21 protein-coding genes, 2 pseudogenes and 1 riboswitch are annotated in these 26,151 nt (G+C 43.0%); of the genes and pseudogenes, 10 read left to right on the top strand and 13 right to left on the bottom strand.

The window, feature by feature from the left end; all coding sequences use genetic code 11:
• Positions 1–33: 33 nt before the first annotated feature.
• Together QUB06_RS01700 and QUB06_RS01695 are read left to right on the top strand one after the other, a co-directional pair.
• Positions 34–1,272 (top strand): FAD-dependent oxidoreductase, encoded by a 1,239-nt coding sequence (locus QUB06_RS01700; protein ID WP_333142781.1) that lies wholly within the window; start codon positions 34–36, stop codon positions 1,270–1,272.
• A 40-nt stretch (positions 1,273–1,312) separates the two neighbouring features.
• Entirely contained in the window at positions 1,313–1,534 is a 222-nt protein-coding gene (locus tag QUB06_RS01695; RefSeq protein ID WP_333142780.1) for a hypothetical protein, read from the top strand.
• Positions 1,535–1,653: 119 nt separating this feature from the next.
• Here QUB06_RS01695 and QUB06_RS01690 read toward each other — a convergent pair whose 3' ends face one another.
• Positions 1,654–2,592, bottom strand: a complete 939-nt coding sequence (locus tag QUB06_RS01690; protein ID WP_333142779.1) for a GIY-YIG nuclease family protein — start codon at positions 2,590–2,592, stop codon at positions 1,654–1,656.
• 452 nt (positions 2,593–3,044) lie between these two features.
• Positions 3,045–3,212, bottom strand: coding sequence for a hypothetical protein (locus QUB06_RS01685; RefSeq protein ID WP_333433928.1), 168 nt, complete (start codon positions 3,210–3,212; stop codon positions 3,045–3,047).
• Between the two features lie 33 nt (positions 3,213–3,245).
• Between QUB06_RS01685 and QUB06_RS01680 the strand changes: the two genes are divergently transcribed.
• The 5 genes from QUB06_RS01680 (at position 3,246) to QUB06_RS01660 (ending at position 10,283) form a co-directional block, all read left to right on the top strand.
• Positions 3,246–3,584 carry a hypothetical protein gene (locus QUB06_RS01680; RefSeq protein WP_333292685.1) on the top strand — a complete coding sequence of 113 codons (339 nt, stop codon included), beginning with the start codon at positions 3,246–3,248 and terminating at the stop codon, positions 3,582–3,584.
• 92 nt (positions 3,585–3,676) lie between these two features.
• The gene (locus QUB06_RS01675) at positions 3,677–4,741 is read left to right on the top strand and encodes an ATP-binding protein (RefSeq protein WP_333142777.1); all 1,065 of its coding nucleotides are present in this window, start codon (positions 3,677–3,679) and stop codon (positions 4,739–4,741) included.
• On the top strand, positions 4,734–7,376 hold the full coding sequence (locus QUB06_RS01670) for a S8 family peptidase (RefSeq protein WP_333142776.1): 2,643 nt from the start codon (positions 4,734–4,736) through the stop codon (positions 7,374–7,376). The genes QUB06_RS01675 and QUB06_RS01670 overlap by 8 nt, the downstream gene beginning before the upstream one ends.
• A 478-nt stretch (positions 7,377–7,854) precedes the next feature.
• Complete coding sequence (locus tag QUB06_RS01665; RefSeq protein WP_333433927.1) at positions 7,855–9,519, top strand: IS1634 family transposase; 1,665 nt, start codon at positions 7,855–7,857, stop codon at positions 9,517–9,519.
• 440 nt (positions 9,520–9,959) lie between these two features.
• Positions 9,960–10,283, top strand: coding sequence for a hypothetical protein (locus QUB06_RS01660; protein WP_333142774.1), 324 nt, complete (start codon positions 9,960–9,962; stop codon positions 10,281–10,283).
• A 133-nt stretch (positions 10,284–10,416) separates the two neighbouring features.
• On the opposite strand, the gene QUB06_RS01655 is transcribed toward QUB06_RS01660, so the two are convergent.
• Together QUB06_RS01655 and QUB06_RS01650 are read right to left on the bottom strand one after the other, a co-directional pair.
• Positions 10,417–11,391: a hypothetical protein gene (locus QUB06_RS01655; protein WP_333142773.1), complete on the bottom strand. Its 975-nt coding sequence runs from the start codon at positions 11,389–11,391 to the stop codon at positions 10,417–10,419.
• Between the two features lie 199 nt (positions 11,392–11,590).
• Positions 11,591–11,785, bottom strand: a complete 195-nt coding sequence (locus tag QUB06_RS01650) for a heavy-metal-associated domain-containing protein (protein WP_015211780.1) — start codon at positions 11,783–11,785, stop codon at positions 11,591–11,593.
• Positions 11,786–12,272: 487 nt separating this feature from the next.
• Here QUB06_RS01650 and QUB06_RS01645 point away from each other — a divergent pair.
• Positions 12,273–13,335: pseudogene (locus QUB06_RS01645) on the top strand (IS630 family transposase).
• Between the two features lie 361 nt (positions 13,336–13,696).
• Here the strand turns inward: QUB06_RS01645 and QUB06_RS01640 are convergent.
• From QUB06_RS01640 to QUB06_RS01615, 6 genes and pseudogenes are all read right to left on the bottom strand, one after another.
• Positions 13,697–14,110, bottom strand: a complete 414-nt coding sequence (locus QUB06_RS01640; protein ID WP_333142771.1) for a heavy metal-responsive transcriptional regulator — start codon at positions 14,108–14,110, stop codon at positions 13,697–13,699.
• A gap of 178 nt (positions 14,111–14,288) precedes the next feature.
• Positions 14,289–15,266, bottom strand: a complete 978-nt coding sequence (locus QUB06_RS01635) for a cupredoxin domain-containing protein (RefSeq protein WP_333384107.1) — start codon at positions 15,264–15,266, stop codon at positions 14,289–14,291.
• A gap of 259 nt (positions 15,267–15,525) precedes the next feature.
• Positions 15,526–17,784 (bottom strand): heavy metal translocating P-type ATPase, encoded by a 2,259-nt coding sequence (locus tag QUB06_RS01630; RefSeq protein WP_333384110.1) that lies wholly within the window; start codon positions 17,782–17,784, stop codon positions 15,526–15,528.
• A 45-nt stretch (positions 17,785–17,829) separates the two neighbouring features.
• Positions 17,830–18,030: a heavy-metal-associated domain-containing protein gene (locus QUB06_RS01625; protein WP_333151738.1), complete on the bottom strand. Its 201-nt coding sequence runs from the start codon at positions 18,028–18,030 to the stop codon at positions 17,830–17,832.
• 451 nt (positions 18,031–18,481) lie between these two features.
• Positions 18,482–19,186 (bottom strand): annotated as a pseudogene (locus tag QUB06_RS01620) (transposase); the annotation flags it as partial.
• Positions 19,187–19,195: 9 nt separating this feature from the next.
• Positions 19,196–20,500, bottom strand: coding sequence for an Nramp family divalent metal transporter (locus QUB06_RS01615; RefSeq protein ID WP_333151740.1), 1,305 nt, complete (start codon positions 20,498–20,500; stop codon positions 19,196–19,198).
• Between the two features lie 168 nt (positions 20,501–20,668).
• A riboswitch (cobalamin riboswitch) is annotated at positions 20,669–20,811 on the top strand.
• Positions 20,812–20,829: 18 nt separating this feature from the next.
• On the opposite strand from QUB06_RS01615, the gene QUB06_RS01610 reads away from it, so the two are divergent.
• A complete protein-coding gene (locus tag QUB06_RS01610; RefSeq protein ID WP_333151742.1) occupies positions 20,830–21,027 on the top strand; it encodes a CbtB-domain containing protein in 198 nt (65 codons plus the stop codon).
• Between the two features lie 145 nt (positions 21,028–21,172).
• Positions 21,173–22,363: a hypothetical protein gene (locus tag QUB06_RS01605; protein WP_333151745.1), complete on the top strand. Its 1,191-nt coding sequence runs from the start codon at positions 21,173–21,175 to the stop codon at positions 22,361–22,363.
• Positions 22,364–22,432: 69 nt separating this feature from the next.
• On the opposite strand, the gene QUB06_RS01600 is transcribed toward QUB06_RS01605, so the two are convergent.
• The 3 genes from QUB06_RS01600 to QUB06_RS01590 form a co-directional block, all read right to left on the bottom strand.
• Positions 22,433–23,353: a vitamin K epoxide reductase family protein gene (locus QUB06_RS01600; protein ID WP_333151747.1), complete on the bottom strand. Its 921-nt coding sequence runs from the start codon at positions 23,351–23,353 to the stop codon at positions 22,433–22,435.
• A gap of 55 nt (positions 23,354–23,408) precedes the next feature.
• Positions 23,409–24,056 (bottom strand): hypothetical protein, encoded by a 648-nt coding sequence (locus tag QUB06_RS01595; RefSeq protein ID WP_333151749.1) that lies wholly within the window; start codon positions 24,054–24,056, stop codon positions 23,409–23,411.
• A 66-nt stretch (positions 24,057–24,122) separates the two neighbouring features.
• Positions 24,123–26,105 (bottom strand): heavy metal translocating P-type ATPase, encoded by a 1,983-nt coding sequence (locus QUB06_RS01590; RefSeq protein WP_333151751.1) that lies wholly within the window; start codon positions 26,103–26,105, stop codon positions 24,123–24,125.
• Positions 26,106–26,151 lie beyond the last annotated feature (46 nt).

Genomic DNA, 26,151 nt, shown 5'->3' with positions numbered 1-26,151 from the left:
GCATTATCCATTTCATAAACTTAGAGGTCAATTATGAGAATCGCTGTTATTGGTGGCGGAGCTAGCGGCATGGCTACAGCCTACCTGCTTGATAAAGAAGGGCATCATGTCACCGTGTTTGAGCGGCAGCCCATGTTAGGAGGGCACATTCGGACATTGAACAAGAACGTGCAGCCGAACCAGTCCGATTGCGATGAAATTTTGGAAAGTGGAGTGCTCGAATTCCCGACTGTCTTTTACAACTTCATCGCGCTGATGCAAGAACTAGGGGTAGAACTAGAACCCGTCGATATTGGTTCAGCCATGTTTCTTAAAGATGGCAGCCACTTTCTATCGGCAGTCACGATCGAGAAGAACTTTGTAGGTGTCCACGGGCTGATCGAACAGTTACGCCTCGATACCATCTATGCCCGTTCTGCGGGATTATGGCTGAGAACGAAATTTGCTAACTTGCAAAATTTGTCCAATCGTCCGCTGTCGGAATATTTGCCAGGCTCCGGTAGCCGCGATACCTGGCTAAAGTTGTTGGTTATGTATAGCTATTCAATCCCATTTGAACTGATTGATGATTTTCCAGCAGAGTTGGCGATTCCGATGTTACGCGACTATCTCGCAGTCAACTGGGTCAGGGTTAAGGGCGGCGTGTATGCTTACATTGAAAAAATCCTGGAACGCTTTAAGGGTGAGATTTTGCTGAATGTAGAGATTGACCGTATTTCCAGAAGCTCGGATGCTGTGAAAATTGTGCGCTCGACGGGTGAAATTCAGGAGTTTGATAAAGTCGTGTTTGCTACGCCCCCTGACCAGGTGATGGCGCTGTTAGCTGACCCGACCGACGCTGAAACTAAACAGTTTTCCGGCTGGAAAGCCCACTATGCAACGACCTTAGTTCATAGAGATATTTCCATGTACGCCCGACATGGCGTTACACAACCCTCAGAATTTGATTTCTTCCAAAAGCCAGACAGTCGCTGGGGCTATAACGCCTGCCTAAATCAGCTTTGCGGTATCTCGTCGCCACAGCATAATTTTTTATCGTTCCAACTAGAGGAGTTGATTGCACCCGATCGCATCATTCACACTCAGGAACATCACACCCCACTCTACACCACTGAGTCGTTCCGCTATCGGGATGAAGTAGTTGCCACCAATGGCGAGAACAATACCTACCATGCGGGAGCCTACCTTGGCGATGGCTTGCATGAAGGAGCGATCGCTTCTGCCTTTCGAGTCGCTCAACTGATTGGGTCAAGCCTTGAGTCAGCTCCTTGACCCAAAACAAGGAACTAAATTTTTATTGAAGTGAGTAACTATGCGTTTCTCAATTCTGCCGACTCCTGCCAATTCTGAACTTTCGATCGCACAAGTCCGGGCGGCTCATCAGGCAGAGCTAGACGCGATCGCGCATTATTGTCGCCTAACGAGTTACCTTGCGGCGGCTCAAAATGCGCTCGATCTAAATGTTGATCTTTATGGCTCGCTCGATTGGGCATATCGAGAGATGGCCTTGCTTAATCAGGGTATGAAAAAATAACTTTAAAATCGAGAAGCTTTGTGATACTGGTTTCTATGATTTGCATATTTAGCCTTTCATACCGTAAATCAGCAACGCCGGATTAAAAAGTTTCTTTTTTCCAGAAAGTTGAAGTTGAGTCAGGACTTCAGGCCAATTCGAGGCGTGTGGCTCCAGTTCAGACCGATCGCATCCGACTCAACATCACTCAACACTTTTGCTTCCATCCCGTACAAATCATTCAGCACCGCCTTGACGTTCGGAAACGCAAAATACTCTGTCAGCTTGCCAATGCGATAATTAAAAGCTTTGTACCGGTGCTTGAAGTACAGCTCCACATTCCCCCGGTGTTCCCACAGTCCCAGCAAATTGACGGTCACATCCGAGTAATGCGCTTTCACATCCCGCTGCACTTCGGCGATGCGTTCCTCGATCGATCGAGTTGTTACCCCAATTTTATAGAAGCAGCTTTCGTCAGCTTTTACCTCAAGGAAGTAGAGCGAGTTCACCAGAATCCGACGAAGCTGTGCTCGATAAATCAGCAAATCAGCCCGCCGTTCATCCAAACAAGATAAACCCGCAGCTTCAGCAATCTCTACAGAGCCTTCCAACGAAGCCAGCTCCGACAGCAGCAAAGGTTCCTGGACTTTGTTGAACAGCGCCAGGGGAAGCGCGCCAACGGGGATTTTACCCAAGTCGGTAAAGTGATAAGTGCGATCGCCCGACGACTCCACCAATCCTTTGAGTTCCCACCGAAAGTTTACCAAGTCTTTGGGAATGGCGTAATTTTGTGCGCCGTACTCTTTCCACAGCACTTTCAATTGCTCTAATTCCTCACCTTTAAGTCGCACGTTGAAGTTATCGTAGAGGGGAAGCGATGGAAACGCTTTGGTTTTAATCCGCTGCGAAACGGGCTTGCAAGTTTCCCCGGTGTGCGCGAAGTGATGTTCTTTCACGGAACCCTTTTTCGCTGTGAGGGAGCCTCCGCAGTAGAGGCAAGCGAGGTTAGTTTTTCCGCGCACAACCTCATCAATGCTCGCCAGTTCTCCGCTGGGAGCAACACCAAATTTAAGCCACATAGTCAAAAGTTCTCCTAAAAGCAGGTTTTCGTAGATGCACCTGCTCCACACGATCGAGAATTGTAACAAATCCAGGGGTGAGAACTTCTGGCGGGCGTGAGTAAAGCGATCAGCACTCGATGCTGTTGATGCGTGACTTTAATCCTTGCATCCACCAAAATCTAAAATCTAAAATCTAAAATAGACCTCTTGCAAAAAAAATATGTGTTATACTTAAAAGTTTGCTCAAGTTTAGGTCAAACTTTGAATTATTGGGTTGATTGGCCTCTCCTTAAACTTGCCCAGCCTGCTAGATTATAAAATTGGCTAAACTTTCCATAATAGCACAAAATTATTTTGCAAGAGGTCTAATCTAAAATTGCTCGTCACCAATCGGGAATTTCTTCAGTCCGAGGCTGATAGGTATTGTGAGAGTTGCTCTCTCGCTAACGGCACAGCGGGCAATTCATGCTCTAATCCGCTACTTGGTTCAAGACGGGACTGGACAAAATTAGCCCGTTCCTTCGCTGACCGTCATACAGCGCGATCGCACTACTTGGTCTGGTAAGCACGATTATGCTTTGCTTCGGCTGCTGTGGGGTAATGCTTTGAGACGAAACAACGGCGGCTGCGACCAACAAGCCGTTACCTAAATGCTTGCCTCTATGTTTTGAATGTTTTTACTGGCTTGGATCAGTAATTCGTTGATTAGAGCTTGTTTTTGCCTGCGAGCAAGTCCTAGATTTTGCGGCATTGGCGACGATAGAGTATTGGCTGTCAGTGGTTTTACGTTTGAGGTGGCTAGAGAAGTTCTAAAAACTCTCCAGGAGAAGTATCCGGGGCTTTTGAGCGATCGGGAGCCAAACCGGTTAATTTTTGTCAAGGAGTCGCAGGCAGGAGATTCTAAGCTGGTAGAGTTCGATGTGGGAAAAGTAGTAGCAGCTTGGGCTGAGGGTAAGTTTGTAGTACCGGTGTGGTTAGATGTGAGATGTGATTTATGGGCGGTTGCGTGAGAGAGTGGAGGGGTAAAGTGCGATCGCTCGAACTGGTGGACTTTGATTGGTTGAAATAGTACAATGGTACTATATAGTAGCAAATCAGCAAAATGAAAGGAGACGTGCTTAAACGGCTATTTAGAGCGATCGCCAGTGAAGATAAAACGGCGATCCAAAGTATGCTATCTGTAGTCGTTGAGGAAGAACGTAAAAAAGGACACACCCTCCTAGCTGAACAACTCCAAAATATTACCCACAAAAGTAATTCTCAATCTTCTCGTATCCCTCCTGAGATTCCAGCACTTTCACCTAAGCTCTCTCGTGATGCAATTTCTTCTGCACCTTCTAGCGGTGTTCTTTCAAAGACACATGATACTCACTCCCTAACCTTGCTATCGAGCAAGCAACGTTTTAACCATCCCTTTATTGTTACGGTTCCTAGAGAGCGTTTACGACACCATATGATTCTTTCAGATGCTGTGGAAGATCGTTTTCGTCGTATAGAAAAAGAATATGTTGCACGTGACCGACTAGCTCATCATGGTTTACGCTACCGCCAAAAAATACTACTCTATGGTACTCCGGGGTGCGGTAAAACTATGGGAGCCGAACGTCTAGCTTGGAATACAGGACTTACTCTCGTAAAAGTACGTTTTGATGCAATGGTTTCTTCCTTTTTAGGGGAAACTGCAACCAATTTGCGCGAAGTATTTGAAACAGCCTCTCAAACTCCTTGTTTGTTATTTATTGATGAATGTGATGCGATCGCTAAATCACGAGAAGACGTTCAGGAAGTAGGAGAAATCAAGCGAGTGGTTAATACTTTTTTACAACTACTTGATGAATATGAAGCCTCAAATGGATTACTTGTTGCAGCCACAAATTTAACTAAATTTCTGGATGAAGCTGTATGGCGACGATTTGATGATGTCATCGAAGTGCCAAAACCAACACCCGCAGAAATTGAGGCTATTTTGAAACAGACACTTTCTTCTGTAGAGTTGGGTATAATCGACTGGAGAAATATTGTGCTGAAATTAGACAAGCTTTCAGCAGCACAAATTGTTCGAGTTGCTCAAGATGCGGCTAAACGCGCCATCCTTGATCGAGAAGAGCTTGTCATCCAAGAACACTTAGAGGCATCTATTCAAGACGTTATAATTTCCCATGTCTGAACAATTAAATCAATTTTCTCATTTACCTCTACGTTTGACTAATGAAGGAACTGCTACGCCATCTCCCGGAGGTGCGAAAAAAACCTCTACAACAACGCTGGCTAATAAAGGTGATGTAGGTGGACATAGTAGCAAGTTAAATTCTTCTATTTCATCTATTGTCTCAAATTGGGAGAAAGAACGCGAAAAACGCGAGGAAGATTGTAAGCCTAATCTGCCAGATGCAATTTCATTCATTTTACAAGTAGATCCTAATTTATTTGATGCAGATGCCCTGAAAAGTTTCGGGATTGAAATAGTTGCTGATCTAGAGGAGGGCTACATTATTGGAGCTTCAGCAGATATAAAACTCTCGGAACTCAGAAAAAAGATTCAGCAATTTATTGAGTCTGAGCATGGGGGCGGCAAAGTTCCAGAAATATGGGAAATTTTGGAGGGGACTCAACGACCAGAATATATCCTTTCCCCTAGCCTTAAAGAACAGTGGGGTCAGATTTTAGATCATCAAGAATATATTGTAGATGTAGGTATTTCTTGCATCAACATTCAAGAACAATATTCGAGATGCCCCAAGCGGGAACGTTTTCATAACGATGACAAGTATCTGAAAAGCATTAATAAATGGTTAGATAAACATAATCTCACATCTGAAGAATGGGATGATCTTTATTGGGTAAGAGAACAGCAATTTCAAAAATTTATTCAAGATCCACTATATCGTGGAAAAATTTTGAAGTCCAGTCCAGGTAATGAAATGGGTATTTCACGCCTACCCGATAGCTTTTCCTGCCGAATTCGCATACTTGGTAAAGGTCTGAAGGATCTTGTCCTCAACTTTCCATATATATTCGATGTCAGTGAAATCGATGAATTTATCGCTCCATCCGTTACACCTAATAACTCTGAATCAGATCGGGAACAGTTTGAATTACAAGCACCTGATCCAAACGCACCCAAAGTTTGTATTATAGACAGTGGTATTCAAGAAATTCACCCTAAACTGAAAGTTGCGATTGACTCTAATCTCTCTACATCTTGGGTACCTGGAGAAACGAATATGACTGCTGATTATTGTAAATATGGTGGACATGGCACTAGAGTTGCAGGAGCAGTTTTATATCCACGAGGCATTCCTCAAACAGGTCGTCAGCAGGCAGTGTGTTGGCTTCAAAATGCTAGAATTCTCAATGCGGAAAACGAACTACCTAAAGGGTTTTTCCCGCCTAACGTTTTAGAAGAAATTGTGGAGATTTATTATCGCCAAACTAGAACACGAATTTATAACCACTCAGTAGCTGCAATTTCCCCATGTCGCACCCAATCAATGACTCCTTGGGCAGCAGCTATCGATAAACTAAGTTGGGAAAATGATGTTCTCTTCATTGTTGCGGCGGGCAATATTGAAGCAAAGTCCAACTATGTGACGCGCCCTTCAATTTACGCTCACATACAAGCTGGTCGTAACTATCCACAATATCTGCTGCAACCCTCTGCACGGGTCGCTAACCCAGCACAGAGTTTTCAAGCTCTAACTGTTGGCTCTGTTGCTCATTGTACCTACAATAAGCCGCCTCTAAGGTCGATAGCAGAAGAGAATTATCCTTCTTCTTTCTCCTGTTCTGGCCCAGGCATTTGGGATACTATTAAACCAGAAGTGGTTGAATATGGTGGGGACTATGTGATTGACTCACCAACTTCACCAAATTTCACTACACCAGAATCAGTTAGTCCAGAATTAATTCGTTCAACCCGTGATAGTGGTAAAGCTGTTAGTGCCGATGCCGTAGGGACATCATTTGCTGCTCCTAAAGTTACACATATCGCTGCCGCATTAGCAGCAGCATTACCTCAAGAAAGCACACTGCTTTACCGCGCACTCATCGTTCAATCAGCACGGTTACCAGCTTGGACGAATAATTCGGAGACTAATTTATATCATGCCATTCGGACTATGGGTTATGGAATTCCAGATATCTATCGCGCCCTTGGCAATTCCCTAAATCGTGTAACGCTGACAACTAGAGGGACAGAACGCATTAAAGCTCGACAAGCCAAGGTTTATCAAGTAAAAGTGCCAGAAAATTTCCTACCTCAAGGGGAAGGATTTGACATTCTGATTGAAATTACCCTTTCTTATGTGGCTGAACCTCGTCGTACCCGACGTAACTGTAGGAAATATCTATCAACTTGGTTAGATTGGACTTGTAGCAAACGGGAAGAAGATCCCAAGCGTTTTCTAGCTCAAGTTCTCGAAGACTATGATGCACCAGAAGAAACCGAGAAAGATAACGAGCTATTCCAATGGACATTGGGAAAAAGACAGTTAGGCAAAGGCCAAACACGAGCAAATGGCATTGATGGCATAGTAAAGGAACTGTCTCGAAGGAGAGGAACTGTTCAGAAAGATTGGGCGACTGTAAAGTCTTATGAGCTACCCAAAAGCTTCTGTATTGCTGTAGTTGGACATACAGGATGGAACCAAAATAGCAATGCTGACGTACCTTTTGCTCTGGCTGTTAGTTTTGAAGCAGTAAATTCAAGTATCGATGTATATGGCTCGTTTGTTGAAGCTGAGGTGAAAGCAGGTACTGAAGTTAAATTGCAGGAGAAAATACAAATTCAGCAATCAGTCTAAAAAGCTAAAGTATTTCGGATTATTTTCCCAGTATAGGGGTAATACAAGGGAAGCTACTACTAACTACAAACTAAACTATATAGCTTATTTTGCTCTACAAAAAGTTCTACATTTTGTTTGCGAATTGAAACTTTACCTTTTTTGCCTTCTATTTAGTAAGTTAATCGGCTTCTGATATTTTTCCATATCCACAAAACTCAGAAAACACCCCTGACACCACCCATCTACCCACTGCGCCGGAACTTTAAACCTAGCCTCACAGTTAGGACATTCTGACAGCAAGCGTAACTGATGCCGTAGCTTGCGGGGCGGAACGCCATCGCACCCCTGCATCCTTTTAACCCACATTCCGCAGATATTTAAGCAGAGGGAAAGGAAGATAGATTCGGAAACACAAAACCCCCAAACGATTGCTGTGCAATCGTTTGGGGGTTTTTAGTGTATAATAGATTTCTGCCGTAAAGCAACTTTAAAAATCATGAACCAACCATTATCAGGGATAAATATCGTAAATTTAGACCACTTGGGAATAGTAGCGGGGATAATAGATGAAATGGAATTGGTAGAAGAAGTCAACAAAAAAGTGGGAATAAGCAACAAAGAAACCCTCAGCCCAGGACAAGTCATGAAAGCGATGATTTTGAACGGATTAGGGTTTCTGAGCGCCCCAATCTACCTATTCGACACATTTTTTGTCGGAAAAGCAACAGAACATCTAATCGGAGAAGGAGTGACCCCTGAACAATTAAACGACGATCGAATCGGGAGATCGTTAGACAAATACCATCAAGCTGGAACGACACAGTTATTCACAGCGATCGCCATGAAAGCAGCTCATAAATTTAAAGTAGAAATGAACAGCGTTCATCTAGACAGCAGTTCAATATCAGTAGAAGGAGCATACAAAACTCGTCAGGAAAAGAGTCAAGACATTGAAACAGACTCATCAGACCCACCCGATGAAATGAAAGCCATAAAAATCGTTCACGGATATTCAAGAGACAAAAGACCCGACCTCAAACAATTTATCATTGACACCATAGTTAGCGGTGATGGAGACGTACCATTGTATCTCAAAATAGATGACGGAAACGCCGATGACAAAAGCGTTTTTGTAGCCCGACTCAAAGAATTTAAAAACCAATGGACTTTCGACGGAATCTGTGTAGCAGACAGTGCCTTATACACAGCAGAAAACTTATCAGCAATGGCAGGAATGAAATGGATAACCAGAGTGCCATTAAGTATCAAATCAGCCCGACAAAAAATCTCAGATATCGAAGATAAAGACTGGGAATCAGCTCAAATAAAAGGGTACAAAATAGCAGCCATAACCAGCGAGTATGCCAACATCAAACAAAGATGGATAGTAGTAGAAAGCGACCTCAGAAAACAAGCAGCCCTCAAAAAAATAGCCCAGCAAGTAGAGAAACAATTAGAATCAGCTTCTGACTCACTACGCAAGCTATTCAGACAAGAGTTTGCGTGTATAGCCGACGCAGAAATCGCGATAAAAAGATTATCAGATACCTGGAAGTATCACCAAATTACAGAAATTGAATGCCGAGAAAAACCCGCCAAAAAATCGACAAGCAAGCAGAAACTAGAGAACCAAACAAATCCAACAGTTTATCAAGTTACTGGTCAAATAGAAACCCGGTTATCAGTAATAGAAGTCGAAAAGATCGCAGCCGGGAGATTTATATTAGCCACCAACATCTTAGACACTCAAGAGGTGAGCGACGAACAGATACTATCAGAATACAAAGCACAGCAAAGCAACGAGAGAGGATTTAGATTTATCAAAGATCCCTTGTTTTTTACCTCAAGCGTCTTTGTGAAAAATCCCGAGCGAGTCGAAGCAATAGGAATGATAATGGGACTGTGCTTGTTGGTTTATACCCTGGCACAAAGGAAATTGAGACAGCAATTATCAGCTACCAATGAGGGAGTCAGAAATCAGGTAAAGAAACTCACCAACAAACCGACAATGCGATGGATATTTCAGATGTTTCAAGCGGTACATTTAGTGACGGTCAATGGAGAAAAGCAAGTCAGCAATTTAACCCAAGACCGTCAAGATGTATTAAAGCATTTAGGACAGTATTGCAGTCGGTACTATTTAATGTTTGCAGGTGGATGACGCTCGTTATTAAGCTGTAGATATTGGTGAATAATCGACATTTATTAGTCAAGATAATTAGCTCTTGGCGTGATTTGTCTTGGCTAAAACGCTTAGTTGTTTCGAGAAAATAGCGCCAGCAAGCTATTAAAAAAAGTCAATTATTTAACTTTATTTGATTTTGGGAGATTTGACAGGCTTCCGTGACGTTAAAACCGTATAAGTTAAACGGAAAAACTTTGGGGTTCCAACTTTTCACAACTGATAAAAAAAATCCACCCACATCTGCGGAATGTGGGTTTTAAACTGCTAGATGAATTATTTTCTATTCTTAAAGAAGTTTCTACACGGGCTGCTGCATGAGGCACAGCAGTAAAACCTGGGGCGTTACACATAATCTCACCTGAAGCCCAATTGTGATTGCAGTGAAACCTGGCTTTTTGTGCTGAGGAACGCGGGGAGTGGCAGTTTTCCTCGCTCTTGAATGTTTAAAATCCAAGATAGCCGGCGATCGCCCAAGTCGGTATGGAGAATCACCGCCGTTGCTAAAAGTAACAAACACGGGATTTTTAGTAGTGCAGTCTAAAAAAGTGTACGTCCAAGTTCACCCCCACCATGCCACTTTTCCTGAGTCGGAGCAAAAACGCGCCACAGTCCAATCCCTCCACCGCCCACAAGGAGCAACACGAGCAATAACGAAGGGGACGATCGCCGACAAGAAGCGGACTCTGAATGGATTTGTAGATTGGTGTTTGAAGAAGGTTGTAATTCCGATGATTCCATAGTTTACTCATGATTTATCGCCAAGGAGTTTTGCTATCAGCCACCAGTAGTTAGCTGATAGCAAAATGTTGAGAAATCAAGCATTTGAAACAAAAATCTGTTTCTCTGCTTCAGAAACGAAAAATGCGAGTATAACTATTCCACGTTTACCCAAAAATCAGCCGTGACAATTTGACCATTACGATTGAACTGCCCCCAAAGCTTATATTTTCCTGGTTGGGGGAAACTGGTCATAAAGTGAACCTCTCCTGCTGGAGTATCTTTCAAGGCATGAGCATGAATATAGTCGGCTTTTGTCAACGGTAATGACTGCTTGAGGATAACTAAGTGTCCTCTTTCCCCTAAATAGGGCTGTAAATCCTTCAGCGGTTGGTTGCTACTAGCATCTTGCAAATTGAAAATTAAGTTAACTCCTTGTCCTGCTTTTATTTGAGGTTGAGAAAACGTGAGGTTAGCCTTAGTATTTCCCAAAGTTTTTGTGGTAGCCATGTCAACTTTTGACCGAGCTAAAGCTTGACCAGGAACTTGCATTTTTAAGACAGAAACTTGTTCTGCATTTTTTGCTGGTTTGTAATCACTGAACAGCGTGTAACCACCAGAGCCGGGAAAATCAGTTTGAACTTCAAAGTGTCCATTTCCTTTATAGGTGGGGTGAATATGATTGAAATATTGGAGATTATCGCTAACGACAATCAGGTGCATTAATTGTTCTTGAAATTTATCAAAATCAGCAATAGACTTTCCCTCTTTGTTTTGGACTTCAATTACCAAAGGTACGGGAGTTGTGGGCGCGATATAGGAGGGAACTGTCAGCTTAGCAATAGCATTTGCAGGTTCGGCATCGGAATGCCCTGAATGACCACCATCATGATGTTGTTCTCCCGCGTCATGGGTTTTGGAATCCTCCATATTATGACCCTCATGAGGATTTTTATTAGCTCCTGATTTTTGGACATTATCCATTACATGACCCTCATGAGAACTTGTATTTGCCACTTGTGAGGCAGAAGAACTTGATGTTTTGCCAAATTTTGTGCTTGAGGGTGAGAAGCAACCTTGAGTTAGGATGAGAGTTGAAGTAATAGCAATTGCAGTTAAAAATGGGTTCATTGTTTTCTCCAGTTAGTAAACTTGAGGTTGTCGATTTATCAGGGGTTCAGATTTTGCTATTCTCGTTTGGAGTTTTTAGTTAAGGGCATTCTTGTAAATGAATCCTAAAAACTACTGATAAACTCCACAGTTAAGATGAATATTTAGGATTGGCGGCTAGCCAAAAGCTAACCGCTGGCAGGAAAAAAAACTAAAAGGTTTACACGGATGGATAGCCAGCCGCAGCTATTGCTTCTTTGATTGCTGTTTCGGAGGCTTGAGTTTCTATGCTGACAAGTTTGGTTTTTGGATTGGCTTGAACCGAGGCAGTAGAATCAAGCGTTTGAATAACTTTGGTGATAGCATTCACGCAAGCAGAACAAGCCAGTTTAGGAACAGTTAGTTGCAGTACCATAGCCTTCAATTTCTAATCGATGGTGATTAATGGGTGAAGTTGGTTGAGTAAATCAATCGTGAATTTACTCAACCTAATAACAGCTTAAATTCTCTATTCGACTGGAGAGTCAAGGGGTAGCGAAAAAAACTTAACAAATTTTTTCAGAATAAACCGACATAAGTAGGTAGGCAGGAAAAATTATCTTTATGTAACAAAAGATTAAGTGTGGTGATTGGATTTAAATTTAACACGTTGGGGTACGGTAGTTTTTTCTTTCTCCTCTATCTAACTTCTAAGTAGTAGGACATAAATAAACAGTGTGGTATAAAGAAATATTAAGCGATCGACTGTGATGAGCGATCGACTGTGATGAGCGATCGACTGTGATGAGCGATCGACTGCGATGAGCGATCGACTGTGATGAAAGCAAATGCTAAACAAACAGCTTCTCAGAAATTGCCGTAAAAATTCAGTTATAATGCTTAAATTATATCAGTATCAAGCGATGTCATCACCACCATTAAGAGTTTTTCTCAATTGTGAAGAAGAGCAGACACTTTGGGAATTAAGAAAAGTCAAAAATATTCCTGCTAGAACCAAAGAGCGAGCCGAAACTGTCCGATTATCAGCGCAAGGCTGGCGAGTTGAAAAAATTAGCCACTATTTGAAATGTTCGCCAAACACAGTACGTTCAACCTTACACAGATGGAAAGAAAAAGGATTAGAAGGATTGTGGGATGCCCCGCGTCCAGGTAGGAACAAAAAATGGCTCCCATCAGACATCGCCGCCGTAGAAGAAAAATTAGAAATAGAACAAAGGACTTACAATAGTAAGCAATTGTGTCAGTTCTTAGCAACGGAACGTCAAGTGAGTTTAAGTGAACGCCAACTGAGAAGAATCCTCAAAAAAAAACTTATTGTGGAAAAGAACACGGACTTCTCATAAATCCAAACAAAATCCCACCCAAAGAAAAACTGGTCAAGCGGACCTAGATATGCTGGAATGGGCAGCAGCAGCGGGGGATATTCACTTAAAATACTTAGATGAATCCGGCTTTAGTCTGTGGGCGCAAGTGTGTTATACCTGGGCAAAAAAAGGGGAACAAAAACGAATTGAGCAAACAAAAAAGAAAGGAAGACGACTTAATATCTGTGGTTTATTAGAAATAGACAACAGTTTTGAATACGGTTTAGCTGTTAAAAACTTCAACAGCAAGTCCTATATTAAATTGATGGATTGGCAGGCACAGAAAGCACAAGTAAAGCTGGTAAAATCAGGAGTTATTACTGTTATTGTTCAAGATAGGGGTTCTATTCATACTAGCAAAGTTGTTAAAGAACGTCATGCCTATTGGGAGAGTCAAGGTTTATATTTGTTTAACCTACCCTCCTATTGTTCGGAAATGAATCGGATTGAAAATGAATGGCAAAGACTAAAGGAAGATGAATTGGCGGGACGAATGTTTGCGGATGAATATGAATTAGCAATTGCCGTCATGGAAGCAGTTGAAGCCAGAGCGACGCAATCTGGTTATGAAGTACAAAGATATCGTTTCCATTCCGAATAGTTAGGTTTTTGAACTATTAGGAAGTGTTTTCTTCTTGCCTATTTAATCTTTCTTAACATAGCATTGTTTATTTATGTCCGACTACTTACTCCCTGAATTACGGTGTAGGCAAGCTCTAGCTCATTGTCAAGTATTTGACCTGCTAATTGATCTTTTTTAATGTGTTGCAACTCTAATATTTAGGCACCAAGAAGATATATAAACCCTGATTTTCCGACTTTGACCATAAGTGTTGAACTTGCCTTAATCAGTGTATGGGGCAGTTGTGTTGAGCGATATTATTTTTTGATAAGAAACCAGTGTGTTAACTTCTATAACCTCCGTTGACATACCGATCGAAACAATTAAGTTATAGAAAAATTTACTTTTTTTGAATCAGAGGACAAATGATGGAATCAACCTTTTCTAGTAAGGTGGGCGAACCTGAAAGTAATCCTTCCAACTCTAGTTTGAGGATAAATAGTTGCTGAATTTGTAGATCGATAGCGAGCAGTTTATCTTGCAACTGGACTTTGATGTGTTCACAAGGCAACTCTCCCCCATCGTGAACCGTCAATAATTCTTGAATCTCGGCTAAACTTAATCCCAAAGTTTGGGCGCGTTTAATAAACCTTAGCCGATTCAAAATATCAGAATTAAATAATCTATATTTCCCCTCGGTTCTGCCTGATGCCTTGATTAAACCGAGTTCCTCATAGTAGCGAATGGTTTTGATCGGTACACCGCTTTCTTTCGCAACTAAACCAATGAGTTTTTGCTTTTCTTGAACTAACATACTCATTTCCTCTACTGAATCCAACTCTAAGCTTATGATAAACTATCCAGTCGAGTGGAGAGTCAAGAGGGGCTAGACATTTTTTTGAATGACAGAGTGGCGATCGCCTGAATGTCGCAACTTTGGGTAGCAGTAGGCGTCTGGACAAACCATTCGAGCGATCGCACTTGGTTGACGGTCAGTTATTTAAGGCCTGAGCAGCCATTTCATCTGGGTCAGAGACGTTAGCGGCTTGCACTTCTATGGTACCGTGAAACATATTCATGCCACAACTAAAAGTGTGGTTTCCTACGTCTTCGGGAGTGAATTCAATGGCTGTTACTTGATTCAAAGACAAATCGGTAGCAATGCCAAAATCGGGAATCAGCACTTTCGCTAAACAACCACTAGAAGTTTCGCGTAAAAAATTGAGTTGAACGGGTTTACCTGCTTTAACTACCAGATGATTGGGCGTGTAGCCTTTGTTAACAACGATAGTCACTTTCTGGATGCCCTGGTCAACAGTTGGATTGATTTGCATAGCTTCAGCGTCAATTATTGTTTCAGGCTGATGTGTTGACAGGGATGAATTGAACTGGGATTCTGTTACTGTTTGAGGTTCCTCGAACCCCGTTGATGCAAGTTGTTGGTCTTCGGTGGCGATAATTTCGCCTCGAAACATATTCATGCCACAGCTAAAGACATAACTGCCAGCTTTTTTAGGTGTGAATTCAACAGAGGTTACTTGATTCAGATGCAAATCTGCTGCAATATGAAAATCTGGAATTAAGACTTGTTCCAAACAACTGCTAGGATCTTGGCGGTGAAAGTTAAGACGCACTGGTTGTCCAGCTTGCACAACAATGCGGCTGGGTTCATAACCACCATCAACGGTGACGGTTACTTCTTGAATTCCTCCACTGGCTGTAACTGCTTTCTGAGATTGGGGTTTGCTAAGGAGAAACCACCAAAGTTCTAAACTAATCAATCCGAGTCCAGCCAAAGTCACTAAAATCTTGTTACTTAAGGGTTGTTCAATGCGATGAAACTGACTTCTTTGCTGTGTTTGAGTTGGGTGTGTTTCATGGGTATTTTGCGCTATTCCTTCACCAGATAACATTCCTAGTACAACCCCGAGACTAGCAATAGTACCGATAATTGTTGTTTTGCCGCTCATTTGAAAACCTCCTAAAAAATAAACAAGATTATGGGAGTAAGAGCGGGTTTTGAACAAAGGTATTTAGTAAATTTCCTTCGTGATTGACAAAACCCGCGCTATCGTTCGATGTTTCATTCATCAGAGTGCAAAAATAGGCTACGTTAACACTCCAAAAATTGAACCGGAAATTACCCCAAGCAGAAAGCCAAATCCTGCTAATGTTCCTAAAAATGTAAGTTGCTTGTTCATCATTAGTCCCTCTTAAGCACGAATCAAATTAGCCAACATTTTTGGGTCGAAAGTTACGGAGACGCAAGGCATTTGTTACTACAGAAACGGAACTAAATGCCATTGCTGCCCCGGCAATAATTGGATTGAGGAGCCATCCAAAAATCGGGAAAAGAATTCCGGCGGCGATGGGAATGCCTGCCACATTGTAGACAAAGGCAAAAAACAGATTTTGTTTGATGTTTTGGATCGTAGCGCGAGACAGTTGGATGGCAGTAACAATGCCTTGCAAATCGCCAGAGATCAGGGTAATGTCACTCGCTGCGATCGCGACATCTGTTCCTGTGCCAATTGCCATGCCTACGTCAGCTTGAGCTAGAGCAGGCGCATCATTGATTCCATCCCCCACCATTGCGACAATTTTGCCCTCTGCCTGAAGATTTTCGATTTGAGCGACTTTTTGATCGGGACGAACTTCTGCAATAACTCGTTTGATGCCGACTTCCCGCGCTATGACTTCCGCCGTGCGACGGTTATCACCTGTTAGCATTACCACTTCTAATCCCATCTTTTGTAAAGTGCGAATTGCGACAACAGAAGATGGTTTCACGGCATCGGCAATGCCCATAATTCCTTCTACTTTGCCATTTACGGCAATCCAGATAACCGTCTTACCGAGATATTCCAATCGATCCCACGGTTGCTGCAAACTACTGGTATCAATTCCCAATTCATTCATCCAACGATGAGTTCCAATTTGCACCGATTCATTGGATACATACCCTTGCACACCACTGCCTGCGTGAGCCTCGAACTCCCGTGAATCCGTCAACTCCACTCCTTGAGATTGGGCATATTGCACCACCGCTTCTGCCAGAGGATGTTCTGAATTCCGTTCGACGGATGCAGCGAGGCGCAGAAGTTTTAGCTCGTTACCATTGGCGGTACCATTAACCGTTATAAAGTCCGTTACAGTGGGTTTACCTTGGGTAATCGTGCCTGTTTTGTCTAAAACAACAGTTTGCAGTTTGTGCGCCAGTTCTAAACTATCTGCACCTTTAATCAAAATTCCGTTTTCTGCCCCTTTACCTGTACCCACCATGATCGAGGTTGGCGTGGCTAAGCCAAGCGCACAGGGACAAGCAATAATCAGCACGCCCACGGTGGTAATCAATGCCATTGTGACGTTGCCCATGATGTTGTACCAAATGATGAAGGTAGCGATCGCAATGGCAATCACAACAGGGACAAACCATCCCGTAACGCGATCGGCTAATCGCTGAATCGGTGCCTTGGAGCCTTGCGCTTGCTGCACCAGTTTAACGATTTGCGCCAAAAACGTATCTTTACCCACTCGTGTGGCTCGGAATTTGAAGCTTCCAGTCTTGTTAATAGTCGCTCCAATCACTTCATCACCAGGCTGCTTTTTCACGGGTACACTTTCACCCGTCACCATTGCCTCATCAATCGTTGAGGAGCCATCAATAATCTCGCCATCCACGGGAATCTTTTCACCCGGACGAACTAGAATGACATCTTCCAACACTACCTCAGCGATGGGAATGTCCACTTCTCGTCCATTACGAATTACCCGCGCCGTTTTTGCCTGCAAACCCATAAGAGAACGAATTGCTTCTGAGGTTTGTCCCTTAGCGCGGTTTTCCAACAGTCGTCCTAGCAAGAGCAATGCAATAATTACAGATGCCGCTTCAAAGTACACATCTGGTTTAAGACCCTGACTGATAAACCACTGGGGAGAGAAGGTGGGAAATAGAGAATAGAGGTAAGCTGCCCCTGTCCCGATCGCTACTAGCGTATCCATTGTCGCGGTATGACGCTTCAAGGCTTTCCAGGCATTGATGTAGAAAGACCTACCCGCCCAAAACAATACTGGAGTAGTGAGTACAAGTTGTAGCCAGGGATGGTGCAGCCACATGGGAATCAAGGGAATAGGCAATCCCGTCATCGCAGGCAGCGAGCCAATCACGATAACGGCGCTGATAATACCGCTAACCCACACCTTGCGGGTCAAGTCCTGATTTTCACTTTGCCGCGCCTGCCGTTCTGCATCATCTTCTGGGGCAAGTACATCATCTTGCATCGGCAGAGCAGAATATCCAGCCGCATCCACGGCATCCTGAATCGCTGCTACATCAGTTTGGCTGGGATTATAGGTAACGCTGGCTTGTTCAGCTCCAAAATTAACATTGCACGTCTCAACTCCCGGAACTGAGCGGATTGCCTCTTCGATGTTACTTGCACAAGAGGCACAACTCATGCCTCGCAGTTTCATAGTGGCGTTTTCCATACAAAATCTCCTTATTTTCATCCTTAAAATGGGTCTGAGAAATCTTTAGTGACAGGTAACGGGATAACCTGCCACTGTAATTGCCTCTGTAATGGCGGCTTCAGATGCTTGAGTTTGGATATTGACCAGTTTGGTTTTGGGATCTGCCTGAACATTTGCGGCGGCATCTACTGTCTTGATGGCTTTGGTAATGGTTTCGCCACAAGCTGAACACGCCATGTTAGGGACTTTTAGCTGTAGTGTCATGGTTGTATTTTTCCTTTCCTTTGAGGGGTTAATCCTATCTTGCAGTATCCAGTCCACTGGAGTGTCAAGGGGGAATGAAAAGAAATTTTTGAGAACCTCTAAAAAGGAGAAATCAACACCCTGGACACCATGATCTGCTGTCTCTTGAATCCCTAGGGCGTGTTTTCAAAGTCGGTGTATCCTAGATTGGGGCGCCGATCGCACGCAGGGAGTCATGCTTCCCTTCAATCAAGGCCAAGTGTGGACCTGTCCCTTCTGCGCCAATACGGTTCAGTTAAGGGCTATGCAGTGCTTAAAACAATAAATACAGGAGGATTCATTATTATTCCAGTACCTCTGTGTTTAACTTGTTTAGAGCGAAATTTTGAGACAGGCTTTTTCACAACTCTTGGGTTGTTTCTATGAACCATTTCAGGTAGAAGTTGGTCAAGTATCTCTAAAGTTAACCAATTCAAAAGAAGAGAATTTCTTGTGGTTGTAACCGCTGGAATTTTGGCAGAGCACGACGAATCACTCGTAATGTTCCAGTAAAAGACAGACGCAATGGTGAAACACCGGCACTGCTTGCAGCTTGAAAAATTAATGACCGTACAGCTCTTCGGTCCTAGTAGTAAACCATAAATTTCTTGTACCACTTCTTTCGGTCTTTGAGAACGAATATGAGTTTTTCTTCCCAATAAATGTACTTTGACTTCATCAATAGTATTCTCGACTTCCCAACGTTGATGATATTCACAAGCAAGTGACTGGGCTGGAAATTTTTCAGCGTCCAACAAGCTCGTAATTAAACGATATCTAATTTGTGTGACTGGGTGTTCGGGAGCCTCAATTGTGTACTCAATTACTCTTACCTGTATGGGCTTAAATCTTTTTTTTCTTAGTTTGCCTGATGGATAAATCTTTCCTCAAATATGAACCATCATCTAATAGTGTTTGGTTTAAGAATTTAACGTTGGATGGAATTCGCACTCTTCTACTCACAACCTTTACTGACTGTAGCTTCTACCATCGCATAAGAATGTAAGCCTCTATCCCACATCAATAGCATTCCTGGCGTTACTGAGCGTAACAACTTTAACGCTCTTACTCTTTCTCCCATTTTATATGGACACATTAAGGCATCAAATATTAAATGTGTTCCTGCCTCTACCGCAATCGCAGATTACTAGAAAATAGTCTGCAATAACAGCCAACTATTTAATCCTACTATAATACTAGCCACTAACCAAGCTAAGGCTTTCAGCCAAAATGGATTCACAAACTCTCCCATTAAGTTGCGGTTTGAGGTAAACATTACCAAGGGAATTACTGCAAAGGGTAATTGCAAACTGAGAATCACTTGACTGAAAACCAGTAAATTAGTTGTACTGCCTTCACCAAACAAGATAATTACGATCAAAGCCGGCACAATTGCAATCAGTCGAGTCAGCAAGCGCCGCAACCAAGGTCGCAGCCGAAAATTTAGAAACCCTTCCATCACAATCTGTCCTGCTAAAGTTGCTGTCAAGGTTGAGTTCTGCCCCGAAGCCAATAAAGCAAAGGCAAAAATTGCACTAGCAGAACCCACACCCAGTACCGGAGAAAGCAGTTTGTAAGCATCTTGAATTTCTGCTACTTCTTGATACCCGGAAAAATGAAAGCTTGCAGCCGACAATATCAGAATTGCTGAATTAATAAACAAAGCTATTGACAGCGCTACGGTGGAATCAATTGTGCCAAATTTAATTGCTTCCCATTTTTTATCAGCAGTTTCTTCCCAAGAGCGAGTTTGCACGATCGACGAATGCAAGTAAAGATTGTGCGGCATCACAGTTGCCCCCAAAATACCCACCGCAATATAAAGCATTGCCTGATTTTGCAAAATCTCTAGGCTGGGAACATAACCGAGTAAAACTCCTCCGGCATCAGGTTTTGCAAAAATCATTTCTGCAATAAAACAACCGCCAATAATTGCAATAATCGTAATCACCAAAGCTTCGATATAACGAAAGCCTTTTCCTTGTAAAAATAATACCATTATTACATCTAGCGCAGTGATGCACACTCCCCAAACTAAGGGAATACCAAATAGCAATTGCAGTCCGATCGCACTTCCAACAAGTTCAGCTAAATCGCAAGCAGAAATAGCAATTTCACAAAGTATCCACAGCAAAAAACTGACTCGCGGACTGAAATAATCTCGACAAGCTTGTGCCAAATCTCGTCCCGTTGCCACTCCCAAACGCACGCAGAGTGATTGCAGCAAAATTGCCATCAAATTAGATAGCAAAATCACACTTAATAGCGCATAGCCAAACTTGGCTCCCCCCGCTAAGTCAGTCGCCCAGTTTCCGGGGTCCATGTAACCCACTGAAACCAAATATCCCGGCCCTGCGTAGGCCAGCATTTTACGCCAGAAACCTTTGCTGTTGGGAACGGGGACGCTGCGGTGGACTTCAGGAAGGCTGGGTCTGTTTTCGGGGTGAGTCATTGGTTTTATTGTTAAATAATTTTCATATTATTTTCATAATCTCACAAATTCTGTTAAATTTCATCAGTCGTATTGCTCAAAATCCGCCAAAGTTGCAAGAAATATGAAGTTGTGTATTTTTTATCTAACACTCCAGGTAATGTGAATGCAGCAACAGAATGTGTGATATGCTCTGAATATCAAATCGGTTCTGGTGAGGAACAGCCACCAGAGGTAACGGGGAAAGTTCGGTGTAAGTCCGGCACTGTCCCGCAACTGTGAAGGAGACAAGTTCTCCAAGTCAGGATGCCCGCCGATGCCCAAATTTACTTTATTCATCTGCGAGGTACATGATGACTACTCAATCTTCTTCTTCTTCGGTTTGGCAACAAACGGCACGGTTGACGCTTTCAACACCCGTGCAAGCGACGCTCTACATCTCCCTATGCGCTTTGACTGTCTGGACTGTTTACTTTACAACTTATCCCGCCGTCCATAACAAGGTACACTCTCTGCGCCACCACACTTTGATGGTTAGTTGTCACTAAACAAGATTGTTTTTATTTGAGATATTGCAGTGCGATTCGTTTAACCTGTTGGGGCGGGTAAACCTGCGAGCTTTCTCAGAGTGCAGACAGGTTAAATAAACCCGCCCCCACCCCGCGCGAGATTCCTTAAAAGTCCAGAATTAAAATGTCAAAATTAAAGTTTTCTGCGCTCATCAGTGCTGTCTGCATGATGAGTATCTTTTTCTATGGTTGGGTAGGGTTTTCGCAGTCTCCACAATCAACTGTGCGACTGACTTCTGAACCCCCAATCAGCCAGATTTTACCCTTTGAAGCCGAGGCAACTACACCTTTATCTCCAGTGTCGTTAAAGCTGCAAGCTTTAGATGCAGCGGGGATTCCTTTAGAGAATGCTCGAATTAGTTTGACAATTTTAACTCCGCCTAAAAATCATTGGTTTACCACCGATTTTCCGATCGTGGAGGGAACAAAGTTGCTGGATATAGAGGCTGTTGCAGCTAAAGGTGAGTTACAAATCCAGCAAATGCTGCCCATTAGGGGAAATTATCAATTGTTAGCAAAGGTGACTCCGATCGCAGAAAATGCTTTTACTCCTATTCAGCAAACTTTAACACTATCCGTGCCGGAAAACGGGGTGAAGTATCGCAATTTTGGGATTTTAGCTGTGATTTTGTTGGTTGTTGGGCTAGGTGGCGGCTTGGCGATTGGAGGAAAGCCCAAAATCCAAGCAGGAGAAATAGCGCCTGAAAGAGTGCGATTGCTGTTAAGTGGGGCGATAATAATTGCGATCGCTACCTTGTTATATGTTAATGTCAGTGCTGAAATTGCCCAGTCTGAGATGTCGATGCCAATGTCTCACATGACAGAATCTAAACCGACAGAAAAAACTAGCCCCATTGTGCAATCTCAGGGTTTACAGGTGCGACTTTCTGGAGATGTTAGTGCGACAGTAGGGAAAGCTGCTAATTTACAAGTTCAAGTCACCGATACCAAAACAAATCAGCCAGTCACAGATGTATTGTTCAATGTTAAAGTCACCCAACTCGAAAATGATTGGATTGCTTTTGCCTACAAAGGTGTCCCGGATGCAGCCGGAAAACTGATATGGCAAGAGCAGTTTTTTGATGGCGCACCTCACAAAGTAGAGGTAGAAGTTTCTCCCCAACCCAACGGGGCCCGTCAGTTTTCACCATTCCAGGTTTTACAAAGTATTGAAGTTGAGGGAGTCGCGCCTCCTCTTTCAGTGCGGTTGACTGTTTTAGCTTACTTTACAGGCATTGTAATCGCGGGGATGGCGATCGGATTTGGATTGCAGCGCCGTTTGCTTGGGCTGCGGGTGAGAGTAGGGCGCATTTAACCGGATTTCGGATAATTTAATTTAAGTGCGATCGACTATGATTAAGTCGATCGCCAGAAATCACTCTTGTCAACGTTCCTGATTTGAGAGCTCTTTAAATTCGCGAGTTCCCTGATAGCCAGATAAATCCGCTAACTCCTGCAAAGATTTTTGCCCTTGGTAAAACTTACCGTTAATTTCCCAAGTGGGAGTCCCTTGAATCTTCGCAGCTTCGCAAAGATCCCGCCGAGCATTTTTCCCTTGAGGATTGCACTCAATATAATTGATAATGCCCGCCGCTTCTTTGCCGAAACTTGCTTTCTGTGCTTGACAATGATCGCAGGTAAAAGAGCCGTACATTTTAGCACCCACTATTTTTAAATGCTGCGCTAAAGCAATTTCTGAAGTACCGGAAGATGTCGTAGTCTTGATGCTAGTCTCGTTAGCTGTACCGAGATTATTCACATCGGCATAAAGAGCCAGAGAGGAAATCAGCACTAACATAGACACCACAATTCCTATAAAAAATAGTTGCCCGATATCATCCCATTCGCGACCTATTAATGCTAAGACAAACAAGCTAGTTGCAAACAAAGCAGATGCAATACAGTAAATACAAGCTGCTTTAATATCAACAGCCAGTACATACATCAGATAGCCGCTGAAAATCGTCATAGCTGTGCTACCAGCAAACAGAAATAGTCCCGTCCAAGACTCTAACTTAGAGCGGAGACTCTTCTGTTCTGCGGGATTGACCAATAGGGGAGCTACGGCAAAAACTATCATGCTCAAATAGCCCAAAAAACCGAACAAAGAAAGAGGCAAACCAAAGACATAGGCATAAGGACTCGAAAGCACGATATCGCAGCCTTCGATCGGACAAACTGCCGTTCCGTTGGATAACTTAACCACTGTTAGATAAGCAGTGATCGCAGCCCCTATCGAGGCAATTCCTGCCGTGAGCGGACGAGAATAGCGGTGAATCCAAGGCATGGAACGTTGACGACGCATAATATTTTTTCCTGTGCTGGATATTTCCCAAGACTAAATTGTATTACCAACCATTTTACACTTTGATGAAATAAGCCACAATTCCTAGAAGGATTAATACTGCTCCGGTTAATCCTTGTTCGTGAGCCTCGAAAAAATGCAGCTTTTCTTCTAAAGCATTAACTCCTTTCATTCCCAAGTCTACTAGCAAAACCATTCCCAAAACTGTCACAACTAAGTAGACCACAGAAACTACAAGTATGCCGCTCAAACCAATCGTTCCTGCTGAAAAAAAATAGGCTTCTATTTCGATGCAAGGCGAGAAAAACATTCCTGTTCCTAAAACAGCTAGGATTTGAAATTGCGATCGCTTGGTAGTTAAATTAACTGTTTCCGCGTGATGGTGGTGGTGCCTGCGAGAACTATCTAACTCTGCCAAAAGATAGATAATTCCTAAAACTAATAAAACTAAAGGCGCAATTATTTCAGCGGCCTCTACATAGGTAGCAGCGAACTTGTAACCGAATAAGCCGACGACAATTCCAATTAGGATAATGCTGAGGGTATGAGCAACTCCTGTAATTACTGTAGCCCGCAAAGTTTCGCTGCGAGACCAATTTTCAGTTTTACCAATCGCAATTAAAGGCATCCAGTGGTTGGGAATTAATGCGTGAATAATACTAAGAGCTAGACTTCCCAACAGAATTTTGAGCATACTTTCCATTTGCTTTCCTCTACAAATTGCTACAAGGAGGAAGGAATTGCCCGCCCTCCTGGAGTTGTCAGCCGACTACTTTAAAACTCTAGTCGCATTGAAAATAGCTGCTAAAGCCACCCCAACATCAGCAAAAACTGCTTCCCACATTGTCGCTAAACCAAAAACACCCAAACCAATAAATATCGCTTTAATTGACAGGGCAAAAATGATATTTTGCCAAACAATATTGTGAGTTTTTCTGGCAATTTGGATGGCTTCAGCCACCTTGGAGGGTGCATCTGACATAATTACAACATCGGCAGTTTCGATCGCCGCATCCGAACCCAAACCTCCCATTGCTATGCCCACATCAGCTCTAGCAAGTACGGGTGCATCATTAATTCCATCCCCGACGAAGATAATTTTATCGCCTTTTTTAGATTGGGAGATCAGTTTTTCGATCGCCTCTACTTTTCCTTCAGGTAATAACTCAGCTAAGTAGGAATCTAAACCGAGCTTTTTCGCAACACTCTCAGCTACAGCTTGATTATCTCCTGTGAGCATCACGATTCGCTCAACACCCAGTTTCTTGAGGTCGCGAATAGCCTGTACAGCGTCTTCCTTAAGCTCGTCAGCAATCAAAATATACCCAGCGTAGCGGTTGTCTACCCCTAAATGTACGATCGTACCTTCAGCATTGCAGACATCGTGAGGGATATTTTCTCGGTGCAGCAAACGGTCATTTCCGGCAAGCACAATTTGATTATTTACTTTCGCCCGAATGCCGTGCCCCGCTATTTCTTCGTAATCTTTCACATCCGATGAATCTATTTTTCCGCCGTAAGCTTCCATAATAGATTTCGCGACTGGGTGATTGGATTGAGATTCTACTTTAGCCGCTATTGCCATCAACTCTGTTTGGGAAAAACCATTTTTAGGCACAATTTGTGCTACTTTAAAAACTCCTTTTGTCAAAGTTCCTGTTTTATCCAAAACAACTGTCTTGACTGCTGTCAGAGTATCTAGAAAAGTCGAGCCTTTAACCAAAATCCCGCGCTTGGCTGCACCGCCAATTCCCCCAAAGTATCCCAGAGGAATGCTAATCACCAATCCGCAAGGGCAGGAAATAACTAACAAGACTAGGGCGCGGTAAACCCACAAAAATCTGTCTGCATTAGTTGCTCCTGAAATGAACAAAGGCGGAATTAAAGCCACTGCTAGCGATGCAAAGACTACAAAGGGCGTGTAGTAACTGGCAAATTTGCTGATCATCTTCTCAGTCTCAGCTTTTTTGCTTCTGGCATTTTCTACTAATTCCAGAATTCGGGAGATTGAAGATTCACCGAAGAGTTTAGTAACTTTGACGGTGAGAACTCCTGTCTGGTTAATTGTTCCTGCTAAAACTGTTTCTCCAACTTTCACGGTTCGAGGTACTGATTCTCCAGTTAGTGCAGACGTGTCAAGCTGAGAATTGCCGTCTATAATTTCACCGTCTAAGGGAATTTTTTCTCCCGGTTTGACAAGGATGATATCGCCGATGACTACTGTTTCTGGTGCAACTTTTTTAATGTCGCCGTTGTCCTTGAGGTTGGCATAATCTGGGCGAATTTCTAAAAGCGATTTGATCGATTGACGCGATCGCCCTACAGCAAATTCTTGAAAAAGTTCTCCGATTTTGAAAAACAACATCACCCCGACTGCTTCAGGGAGTTTGTGAATGGCTACAGCGCCGAGTGTTGCTATAGTCATTAAGAAATTTTCATCAAAAAATCGACCTCGCAGAATGTTGCGACCCGCACTGGTTAAAACATTCCATCCGCTTAAAAGATAGGCTGGGATGAAAACCAGATATTCACCTATAGAATAGGGCGTGTTGTGCAGTTTTTCTTCAAAAATTAAACCGCCAACAAATAGGACAACAACCGATATCACAGGAATCAATTCTTGCTTCAGGTTAAAATCTCCGTTCCCGTGGTTGTGGCTGTGGTCATGGTTATGATTCTCATTACTGAGATCGGGGCGATCGTCGTGACTGCAACTACAGCAGCCGGAATCTGATGCTTTTGTCTTTTTCATGATGCCTCCTAGATGGAAAAACATAATTAACTTATGAACATATATT

It is taken from the genome of Microcoleus sp. D2_18a_D3, from assembly GCF_036702455.1.
Taxonomy (GTDB): Bacteria; Cyanobacteriota; Cyanobacteriia; order Cyanobacteriales; family Microcoleaceae; genus Microcoleus.
Note: the sequence above shows the minus strand (reverse complement) of the source record. Positions and strands in the feature narration are given on the sequence as shown.

Excerpts from the sequence above, each read along its gene's own strand:
- QUB06_RS01700 (WP_333142781.1), top strand. The coding sequence starts at position 34 with ATGAGAATCGCTGTTATTGGTGGCGGAGCTAGCGGCATGGCTACAGCC.
- QUB06_RS01695 (WP_333142780.1), top strand. The coding sequence starts at position 1,313 with ATGCGTTTCTCAATTCTGCCGACTCCTGCCAATTCTGAACTTTCGATC.
- QUB06_RS01690 (WP_333142779.1), bottom strand. The coding sequence starts at position 2,592 with ATGTGGCTTAAATTTGGTGTTGCTCCCAGCGGAGAACTGGCGAGCATT.
- QUB06_RS01680 (WP_333292685.1), top strand. The coding sequence starts at position 3,246 with ATGTTTTTACTGGCTTGGATCAGTAATTCGTTGATTAGAGCTTGTTTT.
- QUB06_RS01675 (WP_333142777.1), top strand. The coding sequence starts at position 3,677 with ATGAAAGGAGACGTGCTTAAACGGCTATTTAGAGCGATCGCCAGTGAA.
- QUB06_RS01670 (WP_333142776.1), top strand. The coding sequence starts at position 4,734 with ATGTCTGAACAATTAAATCAATTTTCTCATTTACCTCTACGTTTGACT.
- QUB06_RS01665 (WP_333433927.1), top strand. The coding sequence starts at position 7,855 with ATGAACCAACCATTATCAGGGATAAATATCGTAAATTTAGACCACTTG.
- QUB06_RS01655 (WP_333142773.1), bottom strand. The coding sequence starts at position 11,391 with ATGAACCCATTTTTAACTGCAATTGCTATTACTTCAACTCTCATCCTA.
- QUB06_RS01650 (WP_015211780.1), bottom strand. The coding sequence starts at position 11,785 with ATGGTACTGCAACTAACTGTTCCTAAACTGGCTTGTTCTGCTTGCGTG.
- QUB06_RS01640 (WP_333142771.1), bottom strand. The coding sequence starts at position 14,110 with ATGTTAGTTCAAGAAAAGCAAAAACTCATTGGTTTAGTTGCGAAAGAA.
- QUB06_RS01635 (WP_333384107.1), bottom strand. The coding sequence starts at position 15,266 with ATGAGCGGCAAAACAACAATTATCGGTACTATTGCTAGTCTCGGGGTT.
- QUB06_RS01630 (WP_333384110.1), bottom strand. The coding sequence starts at position 17,784 with ATGGAAAACGCCACTATGAAACTGCGAGGCATGAGTTGTGCCTCTTGT.
- QUB06_RS01625 (WP_333151738.1), bottom strand. The coding sequence starts at position 18,030 with ATGACACTACAGCTAAAAGTCCCTAACATGGCGTGTTCAGCTTGTGGC.
- QUB06_RS01615 (WP_333151740.1), bottom strand. The coding sequence starts at position 20,500 with ATGACTCACCCCGAAAACAGACCCAGCCTTCCTGAAGTCCACCGCAGC.
- QUB06_RS01610 (WP_333151742.1), top strand. The coding sequence starts at position 20,830 with ATGATGACTACTCAATCTTCTTCTTCTTCGGTTTGGCAACAAACGGCA.
- QUB06_RS01605 (WP_333151745.1), top strand. The coding sequence starts at position 21,173 with ATGTCAAAATTAAAGTTTTCTGCGCTCATCAGTGCTGTCTGCATGATG.
- QUB06_RS01600 (WP_333151747.1), bottom strand. The coding sequence starts at position 23,353 with ATGCGTCGTCAACGTTCCATGCCTTGGATTCACCGCTATTCTCGTCCG.
- QUB06_RS01595 (WP_333151749.1), bottom strand. The coding sequence starts at position 24,056 with ATGGAAAGTATGCTCAAAATTCTGTTGGGAAGTCTAGCTCTTAGTATT.
- QUB06_RS01590 (WP_333151751.1), bottom strand. The coding sequence starts at position 26,105 with ATGAAAAAGACAAAAGCATCAGATTCCGGCTGCTGTAGTTGCAGTCAC.